Consider the following 25632-nt stretch of genomic DNA (forward strand, 5'->3'; position numbering starts at 1 on the left):
CCTTCACTGACATACGCCAGCTACTATGCCATCTGCTGACTTCTGTGTGGCGGTCAAGTCACCTTACGATGGCCTCAGTCCGAAATATCAGACACCACACAGACCTCCCGAGGTAAGTCACACCGCCTTCGCCGCACAACCGCCAGATCTACTGCCTGAATGTCCGGATGAGTATGGACTTCGTCATCATACGCTGACTCGTCCTCACGCAAACAGCCTCATATCTGATTTCTGTTCGTCGGCTCGCGGTTTTGCTCCACACTGCCTTCAGCCTGCACCTCACGATACAAACCTTGTGCTTCACTAGTCCTTCGCCCTCATCTGGCTGGACAGGGGACTTTCACCCCCAAGCTGTGTGACATGCTCGGCACACATAAAAAAACCCGAAATGAATCATTTCGGGTTTTTTCAGTAGAGATCAGTAATGTTAAACCGCCTGTTCCATCAATGCCTGAGCTTCCCGCTTCTGCTCATCAGAGCCCGACTCAAGCACTTCTTGCAGAATGTCCCGGGCACCTTCTGTATCACCCATGTCAATGTAAGCCCTTGCCAAATCCAACTTGGTTGCGGCTTCATCATCATCAGAAAGGAACTCCAGATCATCACCTTCCAGAACCGACTCCAAGTCAGGCAAACCATCATCAAAGCTTAGCGACTCTTCTTCAGCATCGGCATAGCCTTCATCCAATTCAAGCTTCAGATCGTCAAGGTCATCAACCGGAGCAGGAACCTCTTCCTGAACAGGTACATCCGATTCTGACGGCAGCTCCAGTTCCTCAAGCGACCCAGAAGTATCAGTATCATCTTCGCCCTCTTCCGGCTCCAGATCATCCAGCTGGAAGTCCAGATCATCAGACGACTCAGTCGGCTCATCATTGAATTCCAGGTCATCAAGATCAAACTCCAGATCACCCAGCTCGCCATCAGGATCAACATCGCTTTCATCGCTAAGCGCTTCATTCAGGTCGAATTGCTCAAAATCGTCATCTTCCTCTTCAGTAGCCGCTTGTGGAGTAGCATCTCCAGAGAAAGCTTCAGCCGGGAACCGGGCTTTGTAGGCATCAGCCTGACGCAGGGCATCTTGATCATCCAGCGACTCAACACCTGCCAGAGCTGCCTTAAAGTTATCCAGATCATTATTTTCAGAATGAACTTCCAGCAGTTTGAGTCTCAGATCCGAACGATCCGGCTCGTTTTCAATGGCTTTTTCCAGCAGCTCAACAGCTTGCGGGAATCGGCCGTAGGCAATATAGATATCGGCCTCACTGATTGCATCATCGGTCTGCTGAGTCGTCTCTTCTGGCTCTTCATCTTCCAGCAGAATGTCTTCATCGATTTCGAGTGTCTCATCCAGCTCAAGCTTTTCCTGGTCATCCTGTTGAGGTTCATCAGGAATCAGCGACATCGGCTCCAGACTGGACTCTTCCTCAACTTCGATCTCATCCTCTTCTTCCTTGCGACGACGGTAAACTAACAAGGCCACAATCAGACCTAATGGCAGCAGAGCTGACAGAGCCAAATAAAGAGGATGACCAAACAGGAAGCTCAGGAAGCCAGGCTCAGATTCTGGTAATGGTTGCTCAGCTACAGGAACCGGCCTGGTTTCCGGCGCTTTTTGCGCCGGTGTCCCGGCAGGCTGCTGTGTCAGAGCTGCCATCTGATCATCTTTCAGATCTATCAGTCGTTTCAAGGTACTGATCTGATCGTCGAGATCTTTCAAACGGCTTTTAAGCTCTTCATTCTCGCGAGTCAGGTTATCCATCTTCTCACGAGTCATTGCCAACTCATTCTGAAGCGCCGTGGTTGCCGCGTCTGCAGACCCTCTTCCCAGATCGCTGCCCGTACCGGAGCTATCATTTGTAGCAACAATCGACAAACGCCCATTATTTCCAGCACCTTTTCCACCCGATTCGGCTGAGCTGCGACGTGTTGCATCCAGCTGCTCGAGACGAGCCTGCCACTCACGGTTCTGTCGAGCCACCTCACCAACAGCATCCTGAAAGCTCACTTGTTCAATTTCATCTCTGTCAGGCAAACGCAACACCTGTCCTTTTTTGAGACGGTTGATGTTATTTTGAACAAAGGCTTGAGAATTCTTTTTCTGCAGGGCCAGCATCGTCTGCTGAATACTCAGATCACTGGCAGGCCTGACACTTCTGGCAATATTCCAGAGACTATCATTAGGCTGCACTTCATAAGTATCTCGCTGGCCTGGTCCAGAATAGCTACCGACACCAGTGCGGACAGGCTCTTCCCTGACCGGAGTGGCCTGGATCGGCCTGGCTGATTCTTCCGGCTGATAGGATGAAGATTGACTCTCAGAGTACCCTCTCTGATCGAACGGATTCACACTTTGACCACGTGAAGGCTCAGGAAAACCACCGTTGTACGTCTGGGTAGAAGCAGGATTTACCGGAGCCGCTGCTTCCTGACTGAAGGCAGGCGGATCCAGCAGCATGGTGTATTCCCGGAGCAAGCGGCCACTGGGCCAGTGCACTTCCAGCAGGAAATTAAGGAAGGGCTCACGAACCACCTGACTACTGGTGACATGAATATAGCCCGTACCGTCCTCTCTCAGAATGGTTTTAAACTTCAGGCCAGTCAGACTGAAAGGTCTGTCGAGCCCCGCCCGCTGAAAATCTGCACGACTGGCAAGATTGGGCAGAATCTCGTTCCGGGTCAACTCTCTGACTTGCAGCAATTCAATCTCGGCATCCAGCGGTTGATTGAGCGCAGAATTTAAGCGCACTTCACCCAACCCCAGTGCGTTCGCCAGACCGGAACCCATTGCTCCTGATATGACCATAGCTGCTACAAGCTTTTGCAGTTTCATTATGAGTCCTTGTTATCTGCACGAATCAGAAAACCCGCCCGTAAACACACCTTACATCGACAGCCAGAAGCAGAACCGAGTTAAAAACTGAACAATTCAGGTCATCAACTATTCTCAACCCCCGCCTTTCAGGTCATGAGGTTTTCTCTGACGACACTTTTTATAACAAACAGCTTTCCAGACGTGTGCTGCACCCTCGAACAGAAGACAGGTGCCCAATCTGTACTCCAACATGGAATACACCAAAAACTATGATCACTCATAGCCATAAAACCGGTACGGTTAACAGTTCCCGATAGCCTGAAGCCCTGCTGCTCCAAGAGCCTGTCGAACTTAAGACCGACAGGCTCCTCGTCAAAGCAAGGCTTCAGGATAAATTTTTTATTATTCTGACAATTTCAATAAGGAACTGTCACTAGTCTAAGCTAAGTTATCATTTTAAAAAGTCTTTTAGCAATATCTCTGCCACCGCCAATGCCTGAAATGCGCCACATCGCACCGGATCAGCAACAATCCAGAGACATATTTGATCAGCATGATCCGGATTTTGACGAATCCGACCAACAACAATGGCATCTTTTCCCGCAACGGTTTCAACAGAAGGCATTTCATCAACGGCCGCCAACTCAATACCAGCAACTCCTGCAAGGAGATCCCTGACAGTCTGCTCATCAATTGGACGGTCAAGATCCAGGTGAACCGCCAGGCTGTCACCGAAGAATACAGGCACACGCACACAGGTAGCACTGACTCTGAGATCATCCTGATCCAACCCTTTCATGAGTTCTTGAGCAATCATTCGCTCCGGTGATGTAAAGCCTGACTCAGTGACGACACCTACCTGTGGCAGAACATTAAAGGCAATTCGCTGCTCAAAAAGCTTTTTCTTGACCGGCTTGCCACTGAGCAAATCAATGGTTTGCTCACGCAGTTCTTCAATCCCTCTCTGACCACTTTCAGCCAGTGAAAGGTTAGCCATGAGATTGATAGAATCAATACCGACTGCATCCTGAAGCGGCTTCATGACCTGAAGCATCAGGGCAGCAGGACTGGCTGGAATAGAGACCTCCTGCAAACCTGACAGTTCCGCAGCATCCGACAGACCTGGCAGGTACATTTCGGCCTCGGCACCAATAGCACCATTAACCACACGACAGCCAGCCTCACTGGCCAGATTCAGAACCTCAGGATTAATTTTTGAGCCAGCGGGTACAATCAGAAGATCGGCATCGGCATAATTAAACGTCAACGCATCAAGCACATCGATTTCAGTGCCTTTGAAAGCCACTGCATTCTCATCTCCAGGCTCAGTGGAGGCTTCATCCCCTGTCAGTGGATAGACCACTCCGGGTGTTAAATGACTCTCTTCCAGGATAGACAACACTGCTTCCCCGGCAAGACTCTGTGCATCATAAATCGCTAAATCAAAGGTTCCGCTCATGAGCTTCTCTGCATCTGTACAAAATTGTCGGGAAATGTATCAGGAAGTTTTCTGGAAAGCATCACTCAGGCACGAATTGCAGTCATGCCCGAGTTTATGAGATCAGGCTCTACAAGCTATCAAGCCGAAAGTGAGCTCTTGCTGTCGCCACCGGTGTTTCCCTGCGGCTCTGCCAGGCGGTGATCGCAACATTGGCGATCCGGCTACCCTGTCTCACCACATCGCATTCTGCAAAAACATCCTGAATTTTTGCGCTTCTCAAATAATCAATAGAAAAATCCACAATCTTGGGAATTTTTGGCTCATCCATAAACAACATCAGGTGAATGGCTGCCGACATTTCCATAAAACCTCCCAGCACACCACCATGGAGTGCCGGTAACACCGGATTACCCGTGTTGTCCCTGTTTTCAGGCAGAACAAAAAGGGCATCATCACCCAAGGACTGGCAACTCATGCCAATTTTCCTGGCATAGGGCAAGAGCTCTGTCAAATAACTGTAATCACTGGTCGCTCTGGCCTGAAGCAGAGCCTCACGAAAATCTTTCTGAATCTTCATTTTGCCAGCCCCTTAGCCATTTGACTCAACGTTCGCCCGGATCTCATAAAGGTTCCCACACCGTGCGCAAAAGGGTCGTTACGGTTATCCTGATAGACTACCCCTCTGGTAAAGACAACGGTTTTAGTTACGCGATAGGCTTCAGCAAAGCAGCGAACCGGCTTAAAAGGAGCCGGAAAACCCAAATGATCAATTCGCAGGTCAATGGTAGGACAGGTCTCAAAGCCAGGCAGACTTACACAGGCGGCTACACCAAAAGCACTATCCATCAAGGTTGTTATCGCACCTGAATGGATGATTCCACTCCCCGGGTTGGCTTCAAGCTCTTCATTAAACGGCATCTTAATGACAACACCTTCAGAAGAGGCATGCTCCGGCTCCATCTTTAATATACGACAGTGGGGTATTGCTTGGAAAAACTGCTGAACAATGCTGACTATCTGCTCATCGGTATTCATGTCAATACAATCTCAAATCATAGTACGCACCAATGTACAGCATAACCATTTTCAAACAACTGTTTAATTTACTGGTGGCTCTAAGACCTGTTTGCACCTTCGCTAAAGGAGAGAAAAAATCGTCGTTAATCGAAATTTTACAGATACTCCCGCGAAGGAGGCTGTCGCAAAACTCTAACAACTCGTTCCCACGCTCTGAGAGGCTGTCGCAAAACTCCAACAGCTTGTTCCCATGCTCTGAGGTCGTCATTCCCGCGAAGGCGGGAATCCAGCGCAAACGGTGGATCTCTGCCTTCTCGGGGATGACAAGGCCAAGGGGGCACCGGGCAGTATGTTTCTGGTGGTGAGTCAGTGTGGATTCCCGCCTTCGCGGGAATGACGAGAATGAAGTCGGGAATGACGAGAATGAAGTCGGGAATGACGAGAATGAAGTCGGGAATGACGGGAGTCAACTCATTCCTTCGCTGGTGAGGGTTTTGCGACACCCTCTGGAGCGTGGGAACCAGAGTTTTGCGACAACCCCCTTCGCGGGAATGACAGGAGTGTAGCCGGGAATGACGGGGGTTTAGCCGGGAATGACGGGAGTGAAGGCGGGCATCATTAAGCTTGAGTTAATAAGCTTGCAGTTATACCTGCTGGCGAGTACCCACTCTCCCTTATATATCAAGATTCCTTACGAAATTGTCTCCTACAGAGCACTTGCACCCAGTTTTTTTTTGGCCCAGGCAGTCTATTCTCGGTCAGCCTAGCGGCGCGATTTCTGTTTTTTCTTTTTATCGTCCTTCTTCTTGCCTTTCAGCTCGATAACACGACGCTTGTGAGTCACCTTCCGCTCACCGCCTGGGCTTTTCTTGTGAACTACTTTGCGTTCTGCATAAGGGTTTTCGGAAGAACGGAATTCAATCCGAATGGGGGTTCCCATGATCTTGAGAACTTTTCTGAAGGTATTTTCCAGATAGCGCTTATAGGAAGCAGGAACTTCTTCCGTCTGATTACCATGAATAATGATGGTCGGTGGATTCATGGCCCCCGCATGACAGTACCTCAGTTTGATACGACGGTTTCGAACCATGGGTGGCTGGTGAATCTTGGTAGCATCTTCCAAAATTCGGGTCAGCTGGTTGGTGGACAGCTTGCGCGTCGCACACTCATAGGCTTCATCAATGGAGTCGTAGAGATGACCGACATTGGTTCCGTGTTTGGCAGAGATCATATGAATACGGGCAAAATTGATAAACTCCAGCCTTCTGGACAGTTCTTCCTTAACCTTTTTTCGATCTTCTTCTTTCATGCCGTCCCATTTGTTCACGGCAATCACAACGGCACGACCAGCTTCCAGCACAAAGCCCAGCAGATGCAGATCCTGTTCCACAATCCCTTCTCTGGCATCCACAACCAGCACCACGACATTGGCATCTTCAATAGCCTGAAGGGTTTTAATGACTGAGAACTTTTCAGCCACTTCATGGACTTTACCACGGCGGCGAACGCCTGCCGTATCGATCAAAGTGTAATCCTGCCCCCAGCGCTCATAAGGTATGTAAACACTGTCGCGGGTAGTTCCTGCCTGATCATAAACGACAACACGCTCCTCCCCCAGCAAACGATTGACCAGTGTCGACTTACCCACATTGGGTCGTCCTACAATGCCAATTTTGATACCTCTGGCCTTGACCGTTTCCGAGTCATCTTTATCTTCTTCAAATACATCGGACTCTGGGCCCATCACTTCTTCGAGGACACCTTCAATCATGCCTTTGACACCACGGCCATGAACAGCAGCAATATGGAAGGCTTCACCAAAGCCAAGAACGGCAAAATCGGCTTCTGCCTGATCAGCATCAACGGCATCCGTCTTGTTAAGCACCAGATGGTACTGCTTGTTCTGCTTACGCAGATGATCAGCTATCATTTCATCAGCGGCAGTCAATCCGGCCCTGGCATCGACCAGGAACAGAACAATATCGGCTTCCCGGATGGCCGCCAGGGACTGTTCTGCCATAGCTGAATCAATGCCTTCCTCATCGCCGCTGATTCCACCGGTATCAACAACAATATAAGGTCTGGAACCCATTCTGCCTTCCCCGTACTTACGATCACGGGTAAGACCGGCTACATTGGCAACCAAAGCATCACGAGAGCGAGTCAGACGATTAAATAGCGTAGACTTGCCAACATTGGGACGCCCCACCAGGGCAATTACAGGAACCATAGACTTCATTCCACAGGGGCTATTGAATACCCCCAAAGCTTTAAACCAGTTACAGACAAACCGCCGCTTAAGTGAGAGCAGCCTGTCCTGAAATCTGTCCTGACAGGCCCTGATGGGCCAATTGCAACAGATTCCCAACATTCTAATAACAGAAAAAGGGCTGAACCTTCCAAGATTCAGCCCGGCTTTAATCCTTTGCCAAACTCACTGATTAATTCAGCAAGTTATTTTTGGTTCAGCGCAGTCAAAGTACCGTCGGCACTGAGCACATAGAGGAAATCACCCGATACCACAGGGGGGGCTTTGATCGCTGATGAACTGGCTTTGAACCGACCTGCCATAACGCCATCAACCTGAGACAAAAGATGTACATAACCTTCCAGATCACCCACAACTACGTAGCTGCTGTAAGTCGTTGGTGCTGTCAGCAAACGATATTCCAGCTTATCCTGCCTCCAGCTGACCGCTCCACTGCGCTGATCCAGAGAACTGACATAACTGCTGTCATCCGTCAGATACAGAGAGCCAAAACCTTCTGCAATCGACTTGAAGCTGGATAACTCTCGACTCCAGCGTACACGGCCACTGTACATATCCATGGCAGCTACATTACCCTGAAAACTGACCATAAACAGGTTGTCACCCACGATCAGTGGCTCTGCCTTAATGTCGACCATTCTTTCCAGTTCGGAAGCACCTTTCGGAATAGATACCCGACTGTTCCACAGAGGACCGCCGTCATTCACTCTGAATGCTTTCGCCTCACCATTGGAGAGCCCCACAAACACCGCTTCACCTTCAATAAGCGGCGTACTGGAGCCTCTCAGAGTCAATGCAGGCTGCAGGTTTTCCTGATGCCAAAGTTCCTTGCCAGTTTCAGCATCCAGAGCCGTAATCGTATCGTCAATACTCTGAACCATTACGACGCGACCATTGGTTTGGGGAGAAGAAATCACTTCACTGCTCACTCTGGCTTTCCAGAGTTCACTGCCATCTTCCTCTTTCAGAGCAATGACATGCCCATCCAGGGTTCCCAGAAGCAGCATTCCGTAGTCAGCAGTAATGCCACCACCGACAGCTAATTCCAGAGTTTTCTTCCAGATCTCCTTACCAGACTCGAGGTTCAGGGCAATGACATTCCCCTGGGCGCCTGCAGCATAAATAACGTCGCCTGATACAGAAGGCACCAGTCGTTCATAGCTGTCTTCGACACCTTTACCGATACTTTTGGACCAGACCTCTTGCAATTCAATATCCGATTCAAACTCGGTGAGGGGTTTTGGTTTGCGGACTATTTCCTCGTCATCAGAAAACAGACTGCAGGAAGCCAGCCCCAGCGTCAGGAAAACGATCAGCAGTGATCTGATTATTTTCTCCATCCATTAGCCCTCTTTTACGTTAGCTGCCAGATCATCCAGTTTGAACTGCAGCAGAGGCCGGGATTCTCCGTTAGTACGGGCAGCTTCCAGTGCCTTTTCATAGGATTCACGTGCTCTGTCTCTCTGACCCATTGCCAGATGCGCATCGCCTCGAACGGACTCGATAGTTGCAACAAAACCGGCTTCTGAATCGGCTTTGGCCAAAACATCCAGCGCCGCTTGTGCGTTATCGTCAGACTGGCTCAGCATCACTCGAGCCAGTCGGGCACGAGTCACCAGTTCAACTTCCAGATCGGGCTTTTGAGCCAGCACCCATTCAAGGGAAGAACGGGCACCATCAAGATCATTATCGAGAACTTGTTCACGAGCCTGAAACAGTGTTGCAAAAGCCGCATAATCAGAGTTCTCGTAATCAGACTGCAGAGTTTCCACCACGTGTTTAACGGTGGATTTCTGTTGTTCTGACAGTGGCTGTCCCTGAGTCGTGACTTCCAGAAGGCTCTGGTAAAGCTGCGATGAAGCAGCTGCTGTTTCCAGCTGATTCTTCTGGTAAGCCTTATAGCCGAAAATAGCTACGACTGTGATAGCAACACCAGTAACAACAGGCTTGCCGTATTCCTGCCAGAGGTTTTTGAGCAGTTCTACTTCTTCTTCATCTGTCCGGCTCACTCTTTACTCCTGAATTCGCTTTTTCAAAAATTCAACCACAGCAGGAATATCCATGCTTTCCTGCTCACCATCTGTTGACAGAGGCTTAACGGTCACCAGCTGACTAGCCAACTCATCTTCCCCAATGATGAAGGCGAAATCAGCTCCACTGTTATATGCCCTTTTCATCTGTCCTTTAAAGCCTCCACCGCAATTCACCAGAATGCGTACATCCGGAACCACTGTTCTTATTTGCTCGATCAAAGGCAGAGCTTTAGCACTGACACCCTCCCCACGGGTGACCACAGCGACATCAACTGTCTTTTGAACCGACTCGGGAATCAGATTCAACGTTTCCAGCATCAGTACTAGACGTTCCAGCCCCATGGCAAATCCTACTGCCGGCGTTGGCTTGCCACCCAGCAGTTCAACCAGGGCATCGTAACGGCCACCACCGCAAACGGTGCCCTGTGCGCCAAGACTGTCTGTTATCCATTCAAACACGGTCCGGCTATAGTAATCCAGCCCGCGAACCAGACGTGGATTGACCACGTAAGAAATCCCTGCCGCATCAAGAATACTTTTCAGGGTTTCAAAATGCTCAGCCGATTCCGCGTCCAGATAATCATGCAATACTGGTGCATCCGCGACAATTTCCCGGGTGCGTTTATCTTTACTGTCGAGGATTCTCAGAGGATTGATACCCAGACGATTCCGACTGTCTTCATCCAATTCCTTTTCGAAGCGGGATAAATACTCGACCAGAGCCTCACGATAGTTCTGCCGCGCTTCCAATGTACCCAGAGTATTGAGCTCCAGACGCACATGCTGATCAATACCCAACTCTTTCCAGAGTCTCGCAGTCAACAATATAAGCTCTGAGTCAATGTCGGGGCCAGCCATGCCAAAGGTTTCAACACTAAACTGATGAAACTGACGATAACGGCCTTTCTGTGGACGCTCATAACGAAACATAGGTCCCATAGTCCAGAGCCTTTGTGTCTGGTTATAGAGCAAACCGTGCTGGATACCGGCACGAACACAACCGGCTGTCCCTTCAGGACGCAGAGAAAGACTCTCGCCGTTGCGATCCTCAAAGGTGTACATTTCCTTTTCTACAATATCCGTACCTGCACCAATGCCCCGGCTAAATAGTGGACCGGGCTCAACCACAGGCATCCTGATTTCGCGATAACTATAGGTCGCCATCAGGTTACGGAGCCTGGACTCCAGATACTGCCAGGCAGGACTCTGATCTGGCAGGATGTCATTCATCCCACGAATGGCTTGAAGTTGCTTTGCCAAGTTCTGACGCCCTCTCAATCCTCTAAATGACCGTTGGTGAGCAGATAATAATGGCAGATAATGCCAGAAGTATTACTATCAACCGGCAAAAATTGCTCAAAAAGGCTTATTCCAACGGCAAAAGCGCCAACTATAACTTTTCCGGCGCCCTGAGTATAGGCAGACTGGCTTGTCACAGAACCGGATTCTCAGTCAGCCAGCTTTCAGCAGCAGGCTTGCTACCCTTCGACCCGACTCAGGTGTCTTGACCGCAACTTTTTTGCCATTAAACTTTAGATCCGCCACACCTTTCACATTCCCAAAGCGGACCTGAACGGATGAGGGTACTTCAAGCTCCAGGTTAGAGCCTGCTCTCTGAACATCGGTATAGAGATCACGACCACTCATATCCTTGATTTGAATCCAGCAGTCCTCTGCAAACTCAATAGCCAGACTGACACGGGAGCCATCGACTTCATAAGGAGAGTCATCAGTTTCCGAGAGAGAGCCGTCAGCTTCGGGAAGCCCCCCTTCAATTTGACTAAGAGGCTCTTCACTGTCCTGATCAACAGCGGGCATATCATCATTTTCTGATTCTGACTCAGGCTCTACCACTTCTGTTTCAGAATCATCAAAGTCAACCTGAGCGGGCATCACTTTTTCCGCTTCAGAAACATCATCTGACGACTCGATAACAACAGAGGGCTGTTGCCGGAAAATAGCTTCCGATTGTGAAGCAGAACGTTTGTCCAAATTCCATCCATAATAACTACCCGCACCCACCAGAATAACGGTGAGAAGGCTTGCTCCCCAAGCAAAAACAGAAGACATTGGACGCCAGGTTGTCAAAGCAGCACCTGCTTTCAGGTGAGGGGTTTCAGACCCGCTGTGCCCGGTGAAACGATCAAAGTGATCTACCAGCTCGTCACCATCCAACCCGAGAGCACGGGCATAGCGTCTGACGTACCCTCGGGCAAAAACCAGACCTGGCAGTGTCTCAAACTCATTACTTTCCAAGGCCAGAATATAAGACTCTGGCAATTTCAAACGGTCTGCAGCCTCATCTATTGAAAGACCTGCTTTTTGCCTTCCAGCACTTAGTAACTGACCAGGAGTGACAGCAGAAGCCTCCTCCTGGTCTTCCAGGCTGTTTTGCTCATCAGTACTCATAACTGCTTCTACTCCGCACTCCCCCTCCAGTGGAAGAAGGGAATAAACGCCCTAATTGCAAAGAATAACTGGCTGCAGCATCCTTATCGCCATTAATTCTGGCCAAGCGAACCCCCAGCCTCAGGGATCGCTCATTCTGACGGGAAAGACGGGTAAAGACCTGATAGTACTTCCAGGCTTCACGAAACTGGCCTTGCTCTTCAAGTATCGCCGCTAATTCCAGACTTGCACGAGGTAAGTTACTGTTCAGTTTAAGAGCTTTGTCAAAATGCTCTACTGCCAGGGATCGTCGACCTTGTTTTAATGCCACCAGACCCAGGTTTTCATAAGCCCGGCTGCGGCTAGTATAACGAACGTCATCGGCGGCTTTCTCAAATTCACGGTAAGCCTCGCCCAAGCGGTTCTGACTGAAGAGAAATACACCAAAGTTATTATGGATTTCAGAAGAGTCAGGATTGAAAGACAGGGCTTTCCTGAAGGAAGTCTCTGCCAGGCTGGCTTCTCCCTGAAGCTGATAAACCAACCCAAGCATGCCGTAGGCATCGGCTGATCGGGGCTGGATCTCCAACGCCCGGTTGATGGGCTTGACTGCCTTCTCGGTTAGACCCTGTTGCACATATCCCCTGGCCAGTTCAAGATAGCTACGAACAGCTTCATCTTCATTCACGGGCTCAAGCCCGCCGGTTGCAACACAACCACTCAGGATGATACTGAACAAAACTGCACTGATTCCCAGTTTTGCGATCATGCTTCTCCCCGCTTTTTAATTATTTTGAACATAGTAAGTGAACCGGGATAGTCGAGGCCACAGAAATCTGGCCCCTGCGGTCATAATTTTCAGCTCAAACAGGCTTTTATCAGAACCAATGAATTGGAAACCGGATACTCTGATCAGCCAAGATTTAGCTGACGAGCAGCGATATAACGTTCACTTCTTCGTGTTTTGTCTGCAACCTGCCCCACCAGCTGACCACAGGCAGCATCAATATCGTCACCACGAGTCTTGCGCACGGTCACATTAAAACCGGCTTCCTGTAGTTGCTCCTGAAAACGACGTACAGCATTGTTACTGGGGCGTTCATAACCGGAATGCGGGAACGGATTAAAGGGGATCAGGTTGATTTTACAGGGGACATTCTTCAACAACTGAATCAGCTCAGTCGAATGCTCAGGCTGATCATTCACTCCCGCAAGCAACGTATATTCAATGGTTACGACACGTTTGTCGGGAAGCCCACTCATGTATTGATCGATCGCATCCAGCAACTCTGACAACGGATACTTGCGATTGATGGGAACCAGCACATTTCTCAATTCGTCATTAGGTGCATGGAGTGACACAGCCAGTGACACATCGGTCACCTCACCCAGTTTACGCAGGGCGGGAACAACCCCCGAAGTACTCAGTGTTACCCTGCGCTTGGACAGACCATAACCCAGGTCGTCCATCATCAGGTTCATGGCATCAACGACATTGTCAAAGTTCATCAGAGGCTCGCCCATCCCCATCATTACAACGTTGGTGATAGAACGATCTTTCTTTGCGGGAACATTATTAAAGTGACGCGCGGCAATCCAGACCTGACCGATAATTTCAGCCACAGTGAGGTCGGAGTTAAAACCCTGCTTACCGGTAGAGCAGAAGCTGCAGTCCAGTGAACACCCTGCCTGGGAAGATACACAGAGGGTGCCGCGCTTTCCTTCCGGTATATAGACTGTCTCGACACAACTGCCTGAGGCGACTCTTACCACCCACTTGCAGGTACCATCTTCAGAAAACTGGCTGCTGATGACTTCGGGACCTCGAATTTCAGCCACATCTTTCAGCTTTTGCCTTAGGGTTTTGCTGATATTGGTCATTTCATCAAAATTATCGACGCCGAAGTGGTGAATCCACTTGAGCATCTGCTCGGCACGAAACTTCTTTTCACCTATGCTGAGAAAAAAATCCACCATCTTGCTGCGGGACAGATCCAACAGGTTAACAGGTGTATTTTGAACCTCACCGGCCTCAGCGCTTACGGTGATTAATTCTGACATTCTTAATACCTCAAAAAGCCATGAGCGCTATAATTCGCCCAACAGCCATGGGGCGGCCACGCATTATTCCTCGCAGGAATTTAATGCAAACCCGAAATGGCTGCATTCTCATTAACTGCCATGATTGACTGTAGAGATAAGTCGTCGACACTGAGCTAATGAAAAATGATTGACGATAAAAACATGAGCGCCATTAAACCACAATAGCCACGGCATTTTTATAGATAAAAATACAGGGCATACGCCTGCCCCTGATTTCAGGGTGCAGAATGAATGCCCCGTTATGTCATTATCGAGTGCGAGGACAAACGCCTGCATCTTCAAAGAAGTAGGACACTTCTCTGGCAGCAGAAGTCGGAGAATCCGAACCATGCACTGCGTTTTCATCAATAGTCTGAGCAAAGTCGGCACGGATAGTTCCCGCAGCGGCTTCGGCCGGATTGGTAGCGCCCATCAGCTCACGATGATGAGCAACCGCATTCTCACCTTCCAGAACCGACACAACGACAGGGCCCGATGTCATGAAGGCCACCAGATCCTTAAAGAAAGGACGCTCTTTATGCTCTGCATAAAAACCTTCTGCCTTCTCTTTGCTCAGGTGAACCATGCGGGTTCCGACAACTTTCAGGCCGGCTTTTTCAAAGCGGCTAAAAATCTCGCCGATGACGTTTTTAGCAACAGCGTCAGGCTTGATAATTGACAAAGTGCGCTCTACGGCCATTACACTCTCCAAACTTTCTTTTATTGGCCCGCTAAGGGTCAAGTTTATAATTCATTACGCCACCTCCAGTCATTGGGGAAGCTTGGTCGGCATTGTAAACGATCACTATCCCGGTGTCAGTCATATCCGTAAAAATCATACAAGAGAAAAAACAAACTCATATCATCAAGTTTCAAGACGCCAATACCACGCCTATCTCATTTGAGAGACCAGCAGTGCGCCCAATGTGTGTCTACAATTCTTACGCACTCGCACATGTGCCAGAACATTTCTATTTACTCAAGCTTAATAACTCACTCACTAAGGCAAGCATAACATTGACTTTAACAAATAAGTTGAGCAGCCGTTCCTCTCGATGCGCTGCAATACAGCTTTCACTATTGACATTCTGTTTCATATTAACATCACCTCCGCTTCGGGCCGCCCCCCAAACATGCCAGGAGTGTATGTCTGCTTTCAATGATAGTGACTTTCTAGTCTGCCCAGTCTGCCACCCGGGACCTGACGATCCGGCTCAGTCCTTGCCAAAAGCCAATCAGCCTATCGCCAGCTACACGACACCTAACAATCCAGTAACTCAACCTGCAATACCACACTCCCAACATCTGGATGTGGTGATGAGACTTTTTATGTTGGCAGCCCAGACCCATTCAAATTCAAATTTTGTTTTTTCCCCTGACAGCCTTTTTCACGCCCTGTCGGCCATACTCGCGGGAGCCTCTGGCACCACCCGGGAGTTGCTCGCAAATTTTCTGGAAAGCAGTGCTTTCCCCACCACAACAGAAGAACCAGGTGCCGGCTCAGGACAAAGCGAGGTCTACTCTGTGGGCAACGCTTTATTACTGGCCTCCCGACACCAGCTTCAGGATACCTATCGAAGGGAAGCTGAAAAGATGAATACGATTGTTCATGAGGATATTGACTTTACTAACAGACCATCCGTGAAAGCACTCGCAAGGCATCTTAACGAAGAGTTCTGCTATTTAACCCATGGCATGATTCAATCTTTTTGCAGTGCTGATGATTGGAACACAGAGACTGCACTTATTCTCATCAATTCTGTTTATTTCAGAGGGCTGTGGAAACAACCTTTTTATCGTAAACAGGAAGGAGGAATGTTTACTTTAGCAAACGGAAGAGTGCATCTCAGAAGAGTTTTACATCAGGAAATACGACAAACAGGTTACGCTACCCACGATGAGTGGCAAGCAGTAACGGTTCCCTACCGGGGTAACTATGAAATGGTTCTGGTTTTACCTCCGGAAGGAACAGCAGTTTCAGGAATATCTAGTGGAATAATGGCCGATTTACTTGCGTCAATGCAAACTGTACCAGAAGTGGATCTTACTTTACCCGCTTTTGAGACCCATTCCAAAAGTGACCTGCATTCCGCCTTACAAAACACGGGTCTGGGATGTTTGTTTGAGCTAGGCAGAGTCAATTTAGGTGGCATGCTAGTAGGTTCTTCGAAAGAGATCTTTTTAAGCGGTGCTCAACAAAATTGCGCCATAAAAGTCAACGAATTAGGGACTGAAGCTTCAGCAGTCACTCAAACCATGTTTGTCGATGGTATCAGAAATAATATCAAAATTAATTTTAACAGGCCATTTCTTTATATATTACGACATAAGAAAACGGAGAGAATACTCTTTATCGGGCAGATACTTCACCCTGAAGACCTTAACTATCGTTAACTGGAAGAATAGAATCAACAATCACTAAAGGCGCTCATTGGTACTGTCGGCTGGGCTGATCACTCAAGCTCTTCTATCCAGGCCGCCTGAATAGCTTCCAGAACCTTTTCTCCACAACGCTCTGGATCATCATCAAAATCTTCCAGAGCCATCACCCAGCTTCTCAGATCAACAAAATTGACAAACTTTGGATCAACATCCGGATGGGCATCGACCAGCTCAGCAGCAATGTCGTAAACGTCTGTCCATCTCATTGCCTTTCTTCCTCCTATTCGTGATCCGCTCTACGAAAAGAAAGAGACTCATTGGAGCCTCTCCAGCGAAAACACATCAGGATCAGTGTTTCTCTGACACCTGGTTAAGCGTGTACCTGGGTATTTCTACCACCAGATCCTTTTCAGCAACCACCGCCTGACAGCTCAAACGAGATTCAGGCTCCAGACCCCAGGCTTTGTCGAGCAGATCTTCTTCCAGCTCATCCGCTTCTTCCATACTGTCAAAACCCTCACGAACAATCACGTGACAGGTAGTACAGGCACAGGACTTTTCGCAGGCATGTTCAATCTCAATACCATTAGCCAGAGCCGCATCACATACGGTCACCCCCGCCTCAGCTTCAATCACAACCCCTTCCGGACAGATTTCATCATGGGGCAGAAATACGATTTGCGGCATTGTTCAGGACTCCTTGAATTCGTCAATCTTATGGCCCGAGAGTGCTTTTCGTATGCCCGAATTCATTCGACGGGCAGCAAACTCATCACTGGCCTTATTGATACGTTCTATTTCTAGCTTGATGGCGTCGGCATTGCCCAGACGCCTTACAGTTCCGAGTTGTTCCAGATCAGCCACCAGCCGGTTAAATTCATCTTCACTCAGCAGTTCACGCCCGTCGACTTCAAGTGCCGTTGTCAGAGCTTCTGTCAAACGATCAGCCTCAACTTCCTGCTCCCGCAGTTTCCTGGCATCCCGGTCTTCGACAGCACTACTCATGGACTCTTTCAGCATACGAGCGATTTCATCATCGGTCAGACCAAATGAGGGCTTGACCTGTACACTGCTTTTAACACCCGTTGCCATTTCTTCCGCTGAAACATCCAGCAGACCGTCCGCGTCGACCTGGAAAGTCACACGAATCTTGGCAGCACCGGCAGGCAGTGGCGGAATACCGCGCAACTCGAAGCGAGCCAGCGAACGGTTATCTCTCACCAGTTCCCGCTCACCTTGCAAAACCTGTATGGCCATCGCGGTCTGGCCTTCTTTATAGGTAGTGAACTCCTGAGCCCTGCTGACCGGGATAGTGGTATTTCTGTGAATGACTTTTTCCATCAGTCCACCCATGGTCTCCAGACCGAGCGAAAGAGGAATAACGTCCAACAGCAACATTTCTTCAGCAGACTTGTTCCCTGCCAGAACATTGGCCTGTTGTGCAGCGCCCATTGCAACGACCCGATCCGGATCAATAGACGTCAGGGGTTGCTTGCCGGCAAATTCAGCCACAGACTCTCGAACCAAGGGTACACGGGTAGAACCACCCACCATAACTACATCACGAATGTCAGCCGCCTTAACGCCTGCATCACGCAGGGCTCGCTTGAACGCTCTGATGGTTCTGGAAACCAGTGGCTTAATCAGTCCATTGAACCGAACACGGCTCAGCTCACCTTGCCAGCCAGCAAAGGCGACGGGCACACTATCAAAGTCAGTCAGGGCTTCTTTGACCCTGCAGGCCTCTGTCATTACAGCCCTGAAAAGCCCACTGTCGAGATCCGCTTCGGAAACGGAAGCGGACTCCAGAATCCAACGGGCAACGGCTTTGTCAAAATCATCACCACCCAGTGCAGTATCACCACCCGTAGCCATGACTTCGAACACGCCTTTCTTCAACCTGAGCACAGAAATATCGAAGGTACCACCACCCAGATCGAAGACAGCAATAACCCCTTCCGCGCCTTCATCCAGTCCGTAGGCAACGGCCGCTGCGGTGGGTTCATTCAAAAGACGGTACACATGTAAACCTGCCAGCCTGGCTGCATATTTAGTTGCCTGCCGTTGTGCATCGTCAAAATAGGCAGGCACGGTAATGACCGCGCCATCCAAATCACCGCCCAGGCTTTCCCTGGCACGCTCTGATAATGAACGAAGAATTTCAGCAGACACCTCAACCGGACTGACAGCACCCATACGGGTTTCTATCAGAGGCATACTGCTTTCTGATTGAGTGAAGTGATAAGGCATCACCTCACCCAGCGTATTGACATCTTCCAGACCTCGTCCCATTAATCGCTTAACCGAGACAATGGTATTCAGGGAATCCTCCACGACGTGAGGTTTCGCAGCCAGCCCCACCTCGATACCCTGGTCTGCGTATCGAACTATTGAGGGCAGAATATGATGGCCATCGTGATCTGGTAATGTTTCCACAGAGCCGGATCGAACGGTCGCTACCAGGGAGTTGGTCGTTCCCAGATCGATGCCTACTGCACGTTTTTGCTGATGAGGTTCCGGAGCCTGCCCGGGTTCAGATATCTGAAGAAGTGCCATATTCGATTCTCAATCATCCAGGAACTCGGCTTCCAGCTGTTCCAGTTCGGTAGACAGCTTAACCATGAATTGCATTTTTTGAACGACAGCCGCAGCCTGCTCCAGAGAAGCCTCATCGCCCTTTTGCCAGAGAGAGGCAAATTCGTTTTGATAATCCGTTACAGATTGGTCCACTTGAGCCATCAGCCGATCCAGTTCAGACTCAGGATCCTGATGTTCACGAATTTCGCTGACAACTTCTCTCAGCTCCATCTGCTCCATCAGGAAGACCGTGTCCATAAGCGTATTATTTTCAAGATCAACAGGACGACCAGCCAGGTCCAGCAGGTAAAGTGAGCGATTGAGAGGCAACTTCAGTGTTTCGAACCCTTCATTAACATAGGCCGCATACTGAACCGCCAACCTTTGCTGACGCTCGTCTTCCCCGGCAAAACGGTCAGGATGAACCGACTTTTGCAATTCGCGATATCGCTCGGATAATAACGCCTGGTCGACCTGAAATTCGACAGGCAACTGAAACAGCTCGAAAAAATTCTTGGTTAAATCGACCACGATACCGGACATTCCAAATAGGTGAATGCTGGAATTCCAGCAACAAATAAAATGTCTGAAATCCCAAAACTTATTTATTACGCAGCCTTTATTGCGACACTCTCTCAATGCCAAAAAGTCTTTCATCACCTGCGCGACAAAAGACTTTTCAATGCATTCAAAAACGGACAAGGTCAGGCTGCATAGGTATCACTGTACGTCAGGATTCAAACGTTAAAGCTCTCACCACAACCGCACTCACTGGCTGCATTGGGGTTGTTGAATTGAAAGCCTTCATTCAAACCTTCCCTGACAAAATCAAGCTCAGTGCCATCAAGGTAGACCAGACTCTTCTGATCCGAGTATATGTAGACGCCCTGACTTTTAAAAGACAGCTCGTCTTTGGCAGTTTCATCCACGAACTCCAGCACATAAGCCATGCCCGAACAGCCAGAAGTTCGCACCGCAACACGGATACCTAGCCCTCTGCCGCGCTTCTTCAGTTGATCCCTTACATGCCGGGCTGCGGCCTTTGTCATGGTGATCGCCATGAAATACTCCAACTCAATACATAAATCCAGCAGGTCAATGAAATATCACTGACCTTAAGACTCGCCGTGCTTGGTACGATAATCGTCTATTGCAGCCTTGATTGCATCTTCAGCCAGCACTGAACAGTGGATCTTCACAGGAGGAAGCGCCAACTCTTCAGCAATATCTGTGTTTTTAATTTCTGCTGCCTGATCCAGGGTCTTGCCTTTCATCCACTCTGTTGCCAAAGAGCTGGAGGCAATAGCAGAACCACACCCGTAGGTTTTGAAACGGGCATCTTCAATCACACCCTCATCGCTGACCTGAATCTGAAGACGCATTACATCACCACAGGCGGGCGCACCGACCATACCGGTACCTACCTTGTCAGATTTGTCGTCGAGTTTGCCGACATTGCGGGGATTCTCGTAGTGATCGATTACTTTTTCACTGTATGCCATGATATTTTCCTCCCACCCGGTTCGATATTAGTGTGCTACCCACTGAACAGTGCTCAGATCTACGCCATCCTTGTACATATCCCAAAGAGGTGAAAGTTCACGCAGTTTTCCTACGGCCTCTCTTACCTGGGCTACAGCATGATCTACTTCTTCAGCCGTTGTGAAACGACCAAAGCTGAAACGCAGGGAACTGTGTGCCAGCTCATCGCTGACGCCCAGCGCACGCAGCACATAAGACGGTTCCAGACTGGCTGAAGTACAGGCCGACCCGGAAGAGACAGCAATATCTTTCAGAGACATAATCAGGGACTCACCTTCCACGAAGGCAAAGCTGATATTGAGATTACCGGCAACACGGTGTTCAAGACTGCCATTGACATGAACTTCTTCCATGTCTGAAATACTGTTCAAAAAGCGTTGACGCAACTTCAGGCTGTGCTCGTTATCGGCACCCATCTCTTCTTTGGCGATACGACAAGCTTCACCCATACCGACGAGCTGATGTGTAGCAAGAGTACCTGAACGCATACCACGCTCATGACCGCCGCCATGAATTTGAGCCTCGATACGAACGCGTGGCTTACGGCGCACGTACAGGACACCCACACCTTTAGGGCCATACATTTTGTGAGCCGATAAAGACATCAGATCCACTTTGAGACTACCCAGGTCAATAGGCAGTTTACCGGCACTCTGCGAAGCATCAACGTGGAACAAAACCTTGTTGGCCCGGGTGATTTCGCCAATCGCTGCGATATCTGTGACCACACCAATTTCATTATTGACGTGCATGAGACTAACCAGAACAGTGTCTTCACGCAGTGCATTGCTTACCTGCCCGGGAGTAATCATCCCTTGAGAATCTGGCTCGAGGTAAGTCACCTCAAAACCTTCACGCTCTAACTGACGACAGGCATCCAGAACCGCTTTGTGTTCAATCCTTGAAGTAATGACGTGCTTACCCTTCTTGCTGTAAAAGTGCGCTACGCCTTTAATGGCCAGGTTGTCAGACTCGGTGGCACCTGAAGTCCAGACAATTTCGCGGGGGTCAGCATTCAACAAGTCCGCAACCTGCCTGCGAGCATTTTCAACCGCTTCTTCTGCCTTCCAGCCGAATACATGTGAACGGGATGCAGGATTACCGAAATTGCCCTCAGACAACAGACATTGACTCATCTTCTCAGCAACACGAGGATCACAGGGTGTTGTTGCTGAATAATCCAGGTATATAGGTAGTTTCATCCCGTACATCTCCAGGCGCTCGGACACTGATGTCGTTCGAGTCGCTCAAGGCTGTTTGTCCCTGCGATCAACTGAACTTCCCTCATCAAAGAAGACTATTGATCGCACTCTTGTTTTTCAGTCCCTGCTGCTCATCCTGACGGATTGCAACACTCTGAACCTCACGTCTGGCAACGAGTTCAGCAAGACTGATACCACTGAGGAACTCGTGGATCTGCTGGCTAAGATCATGCCAGAGGTCATGGGTAAGGCACTTAGCTCCTTTCTGGCAGGAACCACTGCCGTGACATCGCGTGGCATCGACCGATTCATTAACCGCATCAATCACTTCTGCCACATAGATTTCATCAATATCACGACTGAGGCGATAACCACCTCCAGGCCCTCGAACACTGCATACCAGGTCTCCCTTACGGAGACGAGAAAACAGCTGCTCCAGATAGGACAGAGAGATACCCTGACGATCGGAAATATCAGCCAGCGCTATAGGCCCTTCACCAGCATGAAGAGCCAGGTCCAACATAGCGGTTACGGCATAACGCCCTTTTGTTGTTAATCGCATGCTGGCAACATCTCCGAACTAGCCGACCAGAGCCGGTATTATCAAAAGAATCCAATCTACTGATTTTGCTGCCTGTCCAGATAGCAGCTCCATCCTGTATACGTAATAAAACCATCGCAGGATCAGTATTCGTGCGAATTATGAAATACCCTAGTAATTTAGTCAAGTATTATAAATGATAGCTCGAGAGCCTGTTTTGGCCTTAAGCCAACCAATGCGAGAGAGAGAGGAGTGGGTTGAAGAGCGATAAGGCAGAATTGAGATCAAGCCAACTGAAAAGATCACCTAAAGTAAGGACCTGTTGCTCAACTATCTGGAAACGTTACTAGCAAAACACTATAAAAAACGTACCGACCTATAAGCCGACGCCATTGTATACAAGCAGCGCCCTGCATCCAAGCAAATTATGGATGCGTAAGCACCTCATCCTCCCCGCCTGACTTGACGCTGGCAAAATCTTCTTTTCTTAACTCAGGCAGCTGCTTGTCACCACAATCAAGCCCGCGCTCCCTGAGCGTCATACAGAGCTCTTCTATACGGCTATCCACTGCCTGCATATGATCCAGCATCGCAGATATAGCGTTTGCGGTAGGATCCGGCATATCTTCTGTAACTGCATAGGCATCAAAACCTATCTTTTCGGCCATTTTCTGGCGCCGACAGTCCACTTCTTCACGCTTTTTGACGATACGCCCCGGTATGCCGACCACCGTAGCACCTTCAGGTACTTCACGAACCACCACTGAGTTGGAACCAATTTTGGCATTTGCGCCAACAATAAATGGGCCCAACACCTTGGCACCTGCACCAACCACAACTCCCTCCATAAGTGTCGGGTGACGCTTACCCTGATTCGAAGGGTGATTTTTACCTCTATTTGGCGAAGTCCCACCCAGCGTTACACCATGATAAAGAGTCACATCGTCATGAATGATGGCCGTTTCACCGATCACCACACCCATTCCATGGTCTATGAAAAAACGTCGACCAATGCTGGCACCAGGATGTATTTCTATACCAGTTAACCAGCGACTGAATGTCGATAGTGATCGACCCAACCAGCAGAACCCGGACTTCCAGATTTTATGCGCCGCACGATGCAACAGCAGAGCATGAAGCCCCGGATAGTTGGTAAGAACTTCAAAGGTGCTCCGGGCAGCCGGATCACGTACCATGACCGTTCTTATGTCTTCTTTTAAACGTTCAAACATGGGTCAATTCGTCACTTGTTTCTGGGTGCTGTTGTTATTATTGAATGTACATTCTTACTTCTTTTGAGTCTCTTCAGCCTCTTCAGTCCTGCCGGAACAATCTGCAAACTTCCCCGTCTCTGACAAAATGCCTCTAAGGATACTCAGCTCGACGCGATCTGGACGAATGCGGCCGTACATACGCCTGAGCTTGGCCATGATCTTCTCATGACTGCTGTGCTCAAGAAAGCCGATTTGCACCAGCGTCTTATATAAATGCTCATAAAAACGCTCCACATCATCCTGGGAAGCCAGTTCATGGGTTCGCGGTGAAGGCAACGGAACTTCACCCCGAGTTACAGCCAGCCATGTCATTCTCAACTCGTAGGTCATAACCTGGACAGCAGCTCCGAGGTTCAGCGAGCTGAAATCCGGATTGGTCGGTACATGCACCTGAAGATGACACATCTGTAATTCTTCATTAGTCATCCCGCGATCCTCCCTACCAAAAACCAGAGCAATACCTCCTGAACTCGCTTCAGAAAGAATCTGGTTAGCACAGGCACGTGGATCAACCAGGGGGAGCGACACCCCTCTGACTCTGGCACTGGTACCGACTACAAAGTGACAGTCTGCTACTGCCTCTTCTAAAGTACTCACCACTCTGGCATCAGCCAGCAGATCGTCCGCTCCGGAAGCCAGCGCACTAGCCTTACCTGAAGGAAACTCCTGCGGCTCCACCAACACCAGCTTACCAAGCCCCATGGTCTTCATAGCCCTTGCTGCCGCTCCGATATTACCGGGATGAGTGGTATTGATCAGAACAATGGAAATATTGTCGAGCACCAAAGGCTCAATTGCTACTGCGTCACTCACTGAGGGATATCTCGTTTGCACCAAAAAACAAGGAGCCAGAAGCTCATTAAAAGCCATAAAACTCATCCAAAACCTGTAGCGGATGATTTTTTATGATGTCTACGATCGAAGCGGCAAGTTTAACCCAAACAATGACTGACAGCCACGCAAGGGAAGCTTCTATTGACCTTAAAACCGATATAGTTAACAACCAATACCTTCATCCTGATCATCACCATTAAATCAGAGACTACACAGGAGCGCAGCGAAAGGTTTCCAGTCTTAAATAACACTGTTATACTCACGCGATTATTTTCCCAGTCACTGGCCTAATACTCGGAGCTTTATTTTTCCGGAGTAGGAAACCAGTCTGTACCAGGCTGCCGATCTCCTCGGTCAGCATTTCGATCTTTCACAGTCAGACGTAGTCCAGCCTATGCAACCCATGGTGAATATGGCCCTGCGAGCAGCTCGCTCGGCCGCCGAAATCATCCTTCATGCCCATCAGGACCTCGAGAGCCTCAAGGTGCAGGCAAAAGACCGGAACGACTTTGTCACTGAAGTCGACAGAGCTTCCGAGCAAGCCATTATCGGCGCATTAAAGAAGGCGTACCCCGACCACGGATTTTTTGGTGAAGAGTCCGGAATTATTGAAGGAAAAGGTGAAGGTAAGGACTACCTCTGGATCATTGATCCACTGGATGGCACCACCAACTTCATCCGTGGCATCCCCACTTTTGCTATTTCTATTGCCTGTCAATATCGCGGCCGTATTGAACACGCCGTTGTGCTTGACCCCATTCGTGACGAGGCATTTTGCGCCAGCCGTGGACAAGGTGCCACAATGAACAGCAAACGCATTCGCGTGAGCAACCGCAAAAGCCTTGAAGGCGCATTAATCGGGACAGGCATCCCTTTCTCCGGAAACAGCCTGAACTATCTGGACGGCTACCTGAACATGATGCGCGCCTTACTGGGCGATACTGCCGGCATTCGTCGTGCAGGCGCTGCCGCACTTGATCTGGCCTACGTTGCCTGCGGCCGTCTGGACGCATTCTGGGAATTCGGTCTGCAAAAATATGATATGGCAGCTGGCATACTGTTGATTCAGGAAGCCGGTGGTCTTTGCAGCGATTTCAATGGCAGACACGACTTCCTGGACAAGGGTCAGGTCGTTGCCGCCAACCCCAAATGCTTCAAGGAAGTGCTGCAACGTATTCGTCCATTTACCCATGAAAACATGGGACGCTGACCTCATAGAGCCTTACCCTTACGGG

25 protein-coding genes are annotated in these 25632 nt (G+C 49.4%); 2 read left to right on the plus strand and 23 right to left on the minus strand.

The genetic code is table 11. The features are described 5' to 3' along the window. Nucleotides 1-427 precede the first annotated feature (427 nt). From P6910_RS14805 to ndk, 13 genes are all read right to left on the minus strand, one after another. Nucleotides 428-2833 carry a FimV/HubP family polar landmark protein gene (locus P6910_RS14805; protein ID WP_317142053.1) on the minus strand — a complete coding sequence of 802 codons (2406 nt, stop codon included), beginning with the start codon at nucleotides 2831-2833 and terminating at the stop codon, nucleotides 428-430. A 433-nt stretch (nucleotides 2834-3266) separates the two neighbouring features. Further along, on the minus strand, nucleotides 3267-4274 hold the full coding sequence (locus tag P6910_RS14810; RefSeq protein WP_317142054.1) for an Asd/ArgC dimerization domain-containing protein: 1008 nt from the start codon (nucleotides 4272-4274) through the stop codon (nucleotides 3267-3269). A gap of 109 nt (nucleotides 4275-4383) precedes the next feature. After that, nucleotides 4384-4833, minus strand: a complete 450-nt coding sequence (locus P6910_RS14815; protein ID WP_317142055.1) for a PaaI family thioesterase — start codon at nucleotides 4831-4833, stop codon at nucleotides 4384-4386. After that, complete coding sequence (locus tag P6910_RS14820; RefSeq protein WP_317142056.1) at nucleotides 4830-5291, minus strand: PaaI family thioesterase; 462 nt, start codon at nucleotides 5289-5291, stop codon at nucleotides 4830-4832. The genes P6910_RS14815 and P6910_RS14820 overlap by 4 nt, the downstream gene beginning before the upstream one ends. Before the next feature lie 137 nt (nucleotides 5292-5428). Then, nucleotides 5429-5776 carry a hypothetical protein gene (locus P6910_RS14825; RefSeq protein ID WP_317142057.1) on the minus strand — a complete coding sequence of 116 codons (348 nt, stop codon included), beginning with the start codon at nucleotides 5774-5776 and terminating at the stop codon, nucleotides 5429-5431. Between the two features lie 260 nt (nucleotides 5777-6036). Continuing rightward, complete coding sequence (der, locus tag P6910_RS14830; RefSeq protein ID WP_317142058.1) at nucleotides 6037-7503, minus strand: ribosome biogenesis GTPase Der; 1467 nt, start codon at nucleotides 7501-7503, stop codon at nucleotides 6037-6039. A gap of 224 nt (nucleotides 7504-7727) precedes the next feature. Continuing rightward, entirely contained in the window at nucleotides 7728-8882 is a 1155-nt protein-coding gene (bamB, locus tag P6910_RS14835) for an outer membrane protein assembly factor BamB (RefSeq protein ID WP_317142059.1), read from the minus strand. A gap of 3 nt (nucleotides 8883-8885) precedes the next feature. Beyond that, on the minus strand, nucleotides 8886-9551 hold the full coding sequence (locus P6910_RS14840) for a YfgM family protein (protein WP_317142060.1): 666 nt from the start codon (nucleotides 9549-9551) through the stop codon (nucleotides 8886-8888). A gap of 3 nt (nucleotides 9552-9554) precedes the next feature. Then, complete coding sequence (hisS, locus tag P6910_RS14845; protein WP_317142061.1) at nucleotides 9555-10835, minus strand: histidine--tRNA ligase; 1281 nt, start codon at nucleotides 10833-10835, stop codon at nucleotides 9555-9557. A 192-nt stretch (nucleotides 10836-11027) separates the two neighbouring features. After that, nucleotides 11028-11984 carry a RodZ domain-containing protein gene (locus tag P6910_RS14850; RefSeq protein WP_317142062.1) on the minus strand — a complete coding sequence of 319 codons (957 nt, stop codon included), beginning with the start codon at nucleotides 11982-11984 and terminating at the stop codon, nucleotides 11028-11030. Next, nucleotides 11974-12732 (minus strand): type IV pilus biogenesis/stability protein PilW, encoded by a 759-nt coding sequence (pilW, locus tag P6910_RS14855; protein ID WP_317142063.1) that lies wholly within the window; start codon nucleotides 12730-12732, stop codon nucleotides 11974-11976. Before pilW ends, P6910_RS14850 begins: the two co-directional genes overlap by 11 nt. A gap of 143 nt (nucleotides 12733-12875) precedes the next feature. Continuing rightward, nucleotides 12876-14024 (minus strand): 23S rRNA (adenine(2503)-C(2))-methyltransferase RlmN, encoded by a 1149-nt coding sequence (gene rlmN / locus P6910_RS14860; protein WP_317142064.1) that lies wholly within the window; start codon nucleotides 14022-14024, stop codon nucleotides 12876-12878. Between the two features lie 289 nt (nucleotides 14025-14313). Further along, nucleotides 14314-14745, minus strand: coding sequence for a nucleoside-diphosphate kinase (gene ndk, locus P6910_RS14865; RefSeq protein WP_317142065.1), 432 nt, complete (start codon nucleotides 14743-14745; stop codon nucleotides 14314-14316). A gap of 113 nt (nucleotides 14746-14858) precedes the next feature. Here ndk and P6910_RS14870 point away from each other — a divergent pair, with 113 nt between their 5' ends. Then, nucleotides 14859-16439, plus strand: a complete 1581-nt coding sequence (locus tag P6910_RS14870; RefSeq protein ID WP_317142066.1) for a serpin family protein — start codon at nucleotides 14859-14861, stop codon at nucleotides 16437-16439. A gap of 59 nt (nucleotides 16440-16498) precedes the next feature. Here P6910_RS14870 and iscX read toward each other — a convergent pair whose 3' ends face one another. The 10 genes from iscX to trmJ form a co-directional block, all read right to left on the minus strand. Beyond that, complete coding sequence (iscX, locus tag P6910_RS14875) at nucleotides 16499-16693, minus strand: Fe-S cluster assembly protein IscX (RefSeq protein ID WP_317142067.1); 195 nt, start codon at nucleotides 16691-16693, stop codon at nucleotides 16499-16501. A gap of 82 nt (nucleotides 16694-16775) precedes the next feature. Further along, nucleotides 16776-17114: an ISC system 2Fe-2S type ferredoxin gene (fdx, locus tag P6910_RS14880; RefSeq protein WP_317142068.1), complete on the minus strand. Its 339-nt coding sequence runs from the start codon at nucleotides 17112-17114 to the stop codon at nucleotides 16776-16778. Between the two features lie 3 nt (nucleotides 17115-17117). Then, nucleotides 17118-18983, minus strand: a complete 1866-nt coding sequence (gene hscA / locus P6910_RS14885) for a Fe-S protein assembly chaperone HscA (RefSeq protein ID WP_317142069.1) — start codon at nucleotides 18981-18983, stop codon at nucleotides 17118-17120. 9 nt (nucleotides 18984-18992) lie between these two features. Beyond that, nucleotides 18993-19535, minus strand: coding sequence for a Fe-S protein assembly co-chaperone HscB (gene hscB / locus P6910_RS14890; protein ID WP_317142070.1), 543 nt, complete (start codon nucleotides 19533-19535; stop codon nucleotides 18993-18995). 206 nt (nucleotides 19536-19741) lie between these two features. After that, nucleotides 19742-20065: an iron-sulfur cluster assembly protein IscA gene (gene iscA, locus P6910_RS14895; protein ID WP_317142071.1), complete on the minus strand. Its 324-nt coding sequence runs from the start codon at nucleotides 20063-20065 to the stop codon at nucleotides 19742-19744. Nucleotides 20066-20119: 54 nt separating this feature from the next. Further along, nucleotides 20120-20506: a Fe-S cluster assembly scaffold IscU gene (iscU, locus tag P6910_RS14900; protein ID WP_317142072.1), complete on the minus strand. Its 387-nt coding sequence runs from the start codon at nucleotides 20504-20506 to the stop codon at nucleotides 20120-20122. Between the two features lie 27 nt (nucleotides 20507-20533). After that, on the minus strand, nucleotides 20534-21748 hold the full coding sequence (locus P6910_RS14905) for an IscS subfamily cysteine desulfurase (RefSeq protein ID WP_317142073.1): 1215 nt from the start codon (nucleotides 21746-21748) through the stop codon (nucleotides 20534-20536). An 85-nt stretch (nucleotides 21749-21833) separates the two neighbouring features. Then, nucleotides 21834-22310, minus strand: coding sequence for a Fe-S cluster assembly transcriptional regulator IscR (gene iscR, locus P6910_RS14910; protein WP_317142074.1), 477 nt, complete (start codon nucleotides 22308-22310; stop codon nucleotides 21834-21836). 404 nt (nucleotides 22311-22714) lie between these two features. Next, the gene (cysE, locus tag P6910_RS14915; protein ID WP_317142075.1) at nucleotides 22715-23521 is read right to left on the minus strand and encodes a serine O-acetyltransferase; all 807 of its coding nucleotides are present in this window, start codon (nucleotides 23519-23521) and stop codon (nucleotides 22715-22717) included. Nucleotides 23522-23575: 54 nt separating this feature from the next. After that, a complete protein-coding gene (trmJ, locus tag P6910_RS14920; RefSeq protein ID WP_317142076.1) occupies nucleotides 23576-24376 on the minus strand; it encodes a tRNA (cytosine(32)/uridine(32)-2'-O)-methyltransferase TrmJ in 801 nt (266 codons plus the stop codon). A 415-nt stretch (nucleotides 24377-24791) separates the two neighbouring features. Between trmJ and P6910_RS14925 the strand changes: the two genes are divergently transcribed. Then, entirely contained in the window at nucleotides 24792-25607 is an 816-nt protein-coding gene (locus P6910_RS14925) for an inositol monophosphatase family protein (protein WP_317142077.1), read from the plus strand. Nucleotides 25608-25632 lie beyond the last annotated feature (25 nt).

Source organism: Endozoicomonas sp. 8E, from assembly GCF_032883915.1.
In the GTDB taxonomy this organism is placed as follows: Bacteria; Pseudomonadota; Gammaproteobacteria; order Pseudomonadales; family Endozoicomonadaceae; genus Endozoicomonas_A.

Excerpts from the sequence above, each read along its gene's own strand:
- der (WP_317142058.1), bottom strand. The coding sequence starts at position 7,503 with ATGGTTCCTGTAATTGCCCTGGTGGGGCGTCCCAATGTTGGCAAGTCT.
- P6910_RS14820 (WP_317142056.1), bottom strand. The coding sequence starts at position 5,291 with ATGAATACCGATGAGCAGATAGTCAGCATTGTTCAGCAGTTTTTCCAA.
- P6910_RS14805 (WP_317142053.1), bottom strand. The coding sequence starts at position 2,833 with ATGAAACTGCAAAAGCTTGTAGCAGCTATGGTCATATCAGGAGCAATG.
- iscR (WP_317142074.1), bottom strand. The coding sequence starts at position 22,310 with ATGCGATTAACAACAAAAGGGCGTTATGCCGTAACCGCTATGTTGGAC.
- rlmN (WP_317142064.1), bottom strand. The coding sequence starts at position 14,024 with ATGTCAGAATTAATCACCGTAAGCGCTGAGGCCGGTGAGGTTCAAAAT.
- hscA (WP_317142069.1), bottom strand. The coding sequence starts at position 18,983 with ATGGCACTTCTTCAGATATCTGAACCCGGGCAGGCTCCGGAACCTCAT.
- iscU (WP_317142072.1), bottom strand. The coding sequence starts at position 20,506 with ATGGCATACAGTGAAAAAGTAATCGATCACTACGAGAATCCCCGCAAT.
- P6910_RS14815 (WP_317142055.1), bottom strand. The coding sequence starts at position 4,833 with ATGAAGATTCAGAAAGATTTTCGTGAGGCTCTGCTTCAGGCCAGAGCG.
- iscX (WP_317142067.1), bottom strand. The coding sequence starts at position 16,693 with ATGAGATGGACAGACGTTTACGACATTGCTGCTGAGCTGGTCGATGCC.
- cysE (WP_317142075.1), bottom strand. The coding sequence starts at position 23,521 with ATGTTTGAACGTTTAAAAGAAGACATAAGAACGGTCATGGTACGTGAT.
- bamB (WP_317142059.1), bottom strand. The coding sequence starts at position 8,882 with ATGGAGAAAATAATCAGATCACTGCTGATCGTTTTCCTGACGCTGGGG.
- P6910_RS14925 (WP_317142077.1), top strand. The coding sequence starts at position 24,792 with ATGCAACCCATGGTGAATATGGCCCTGCGAGCAGCTCGCTCGGCCGCC.
- P6910_RS14905 (WP_317142073.1), bottom strand. The coding sequence starts at position 21,748 with ATGAAACTACCTATATACCTGGATTATTCAGCAACAACACCCTGTGAT.
- P6910_RS14850 (WP_317142062.1), bottom strand. The coding sequence starts at position 11,984 with ATGAGTACTGATGAGCAAAACAGCCTGGAAGACCAGGAGGAGGCTTCT.
- P6910_RS14810 (WP_317142054.1), bottom strand. The coding sequence starts at position 4,274 with ATGAGCGGAACCTTTGATTTAGCGATTTATGATGCACAGAGTCTTGCC.
- pilW (WP_317142063.1), bottom strand. The coding sequence starts at position 12,732 with ATGATCGCAAAACTGGGAATCAGTGCAGTTTTGTTCAGTATCATCCTG.
- ndk (WP_317142065.1), bottom strand. The coding sequence starts at position 14,745 with ATGGCCGTAGAGCGCACTTTGTCAATTATCAAGCCTGACGCTGTTGCT.
- iscA (WP_317142071.1), bottom strand. The coding sequence starts at position 20,065 with ATGGCGATCACCATGACAAAGGCCGCAGCCCGGCATGTAAGGGATCAA.
- fdx (WP_317142068.1), bottom strand. The coding sequence starts at position 17,114 with ATGCCGCAAATCGTATTTCTGCCCCATGATGAAATCTGTCCGGAAGGG.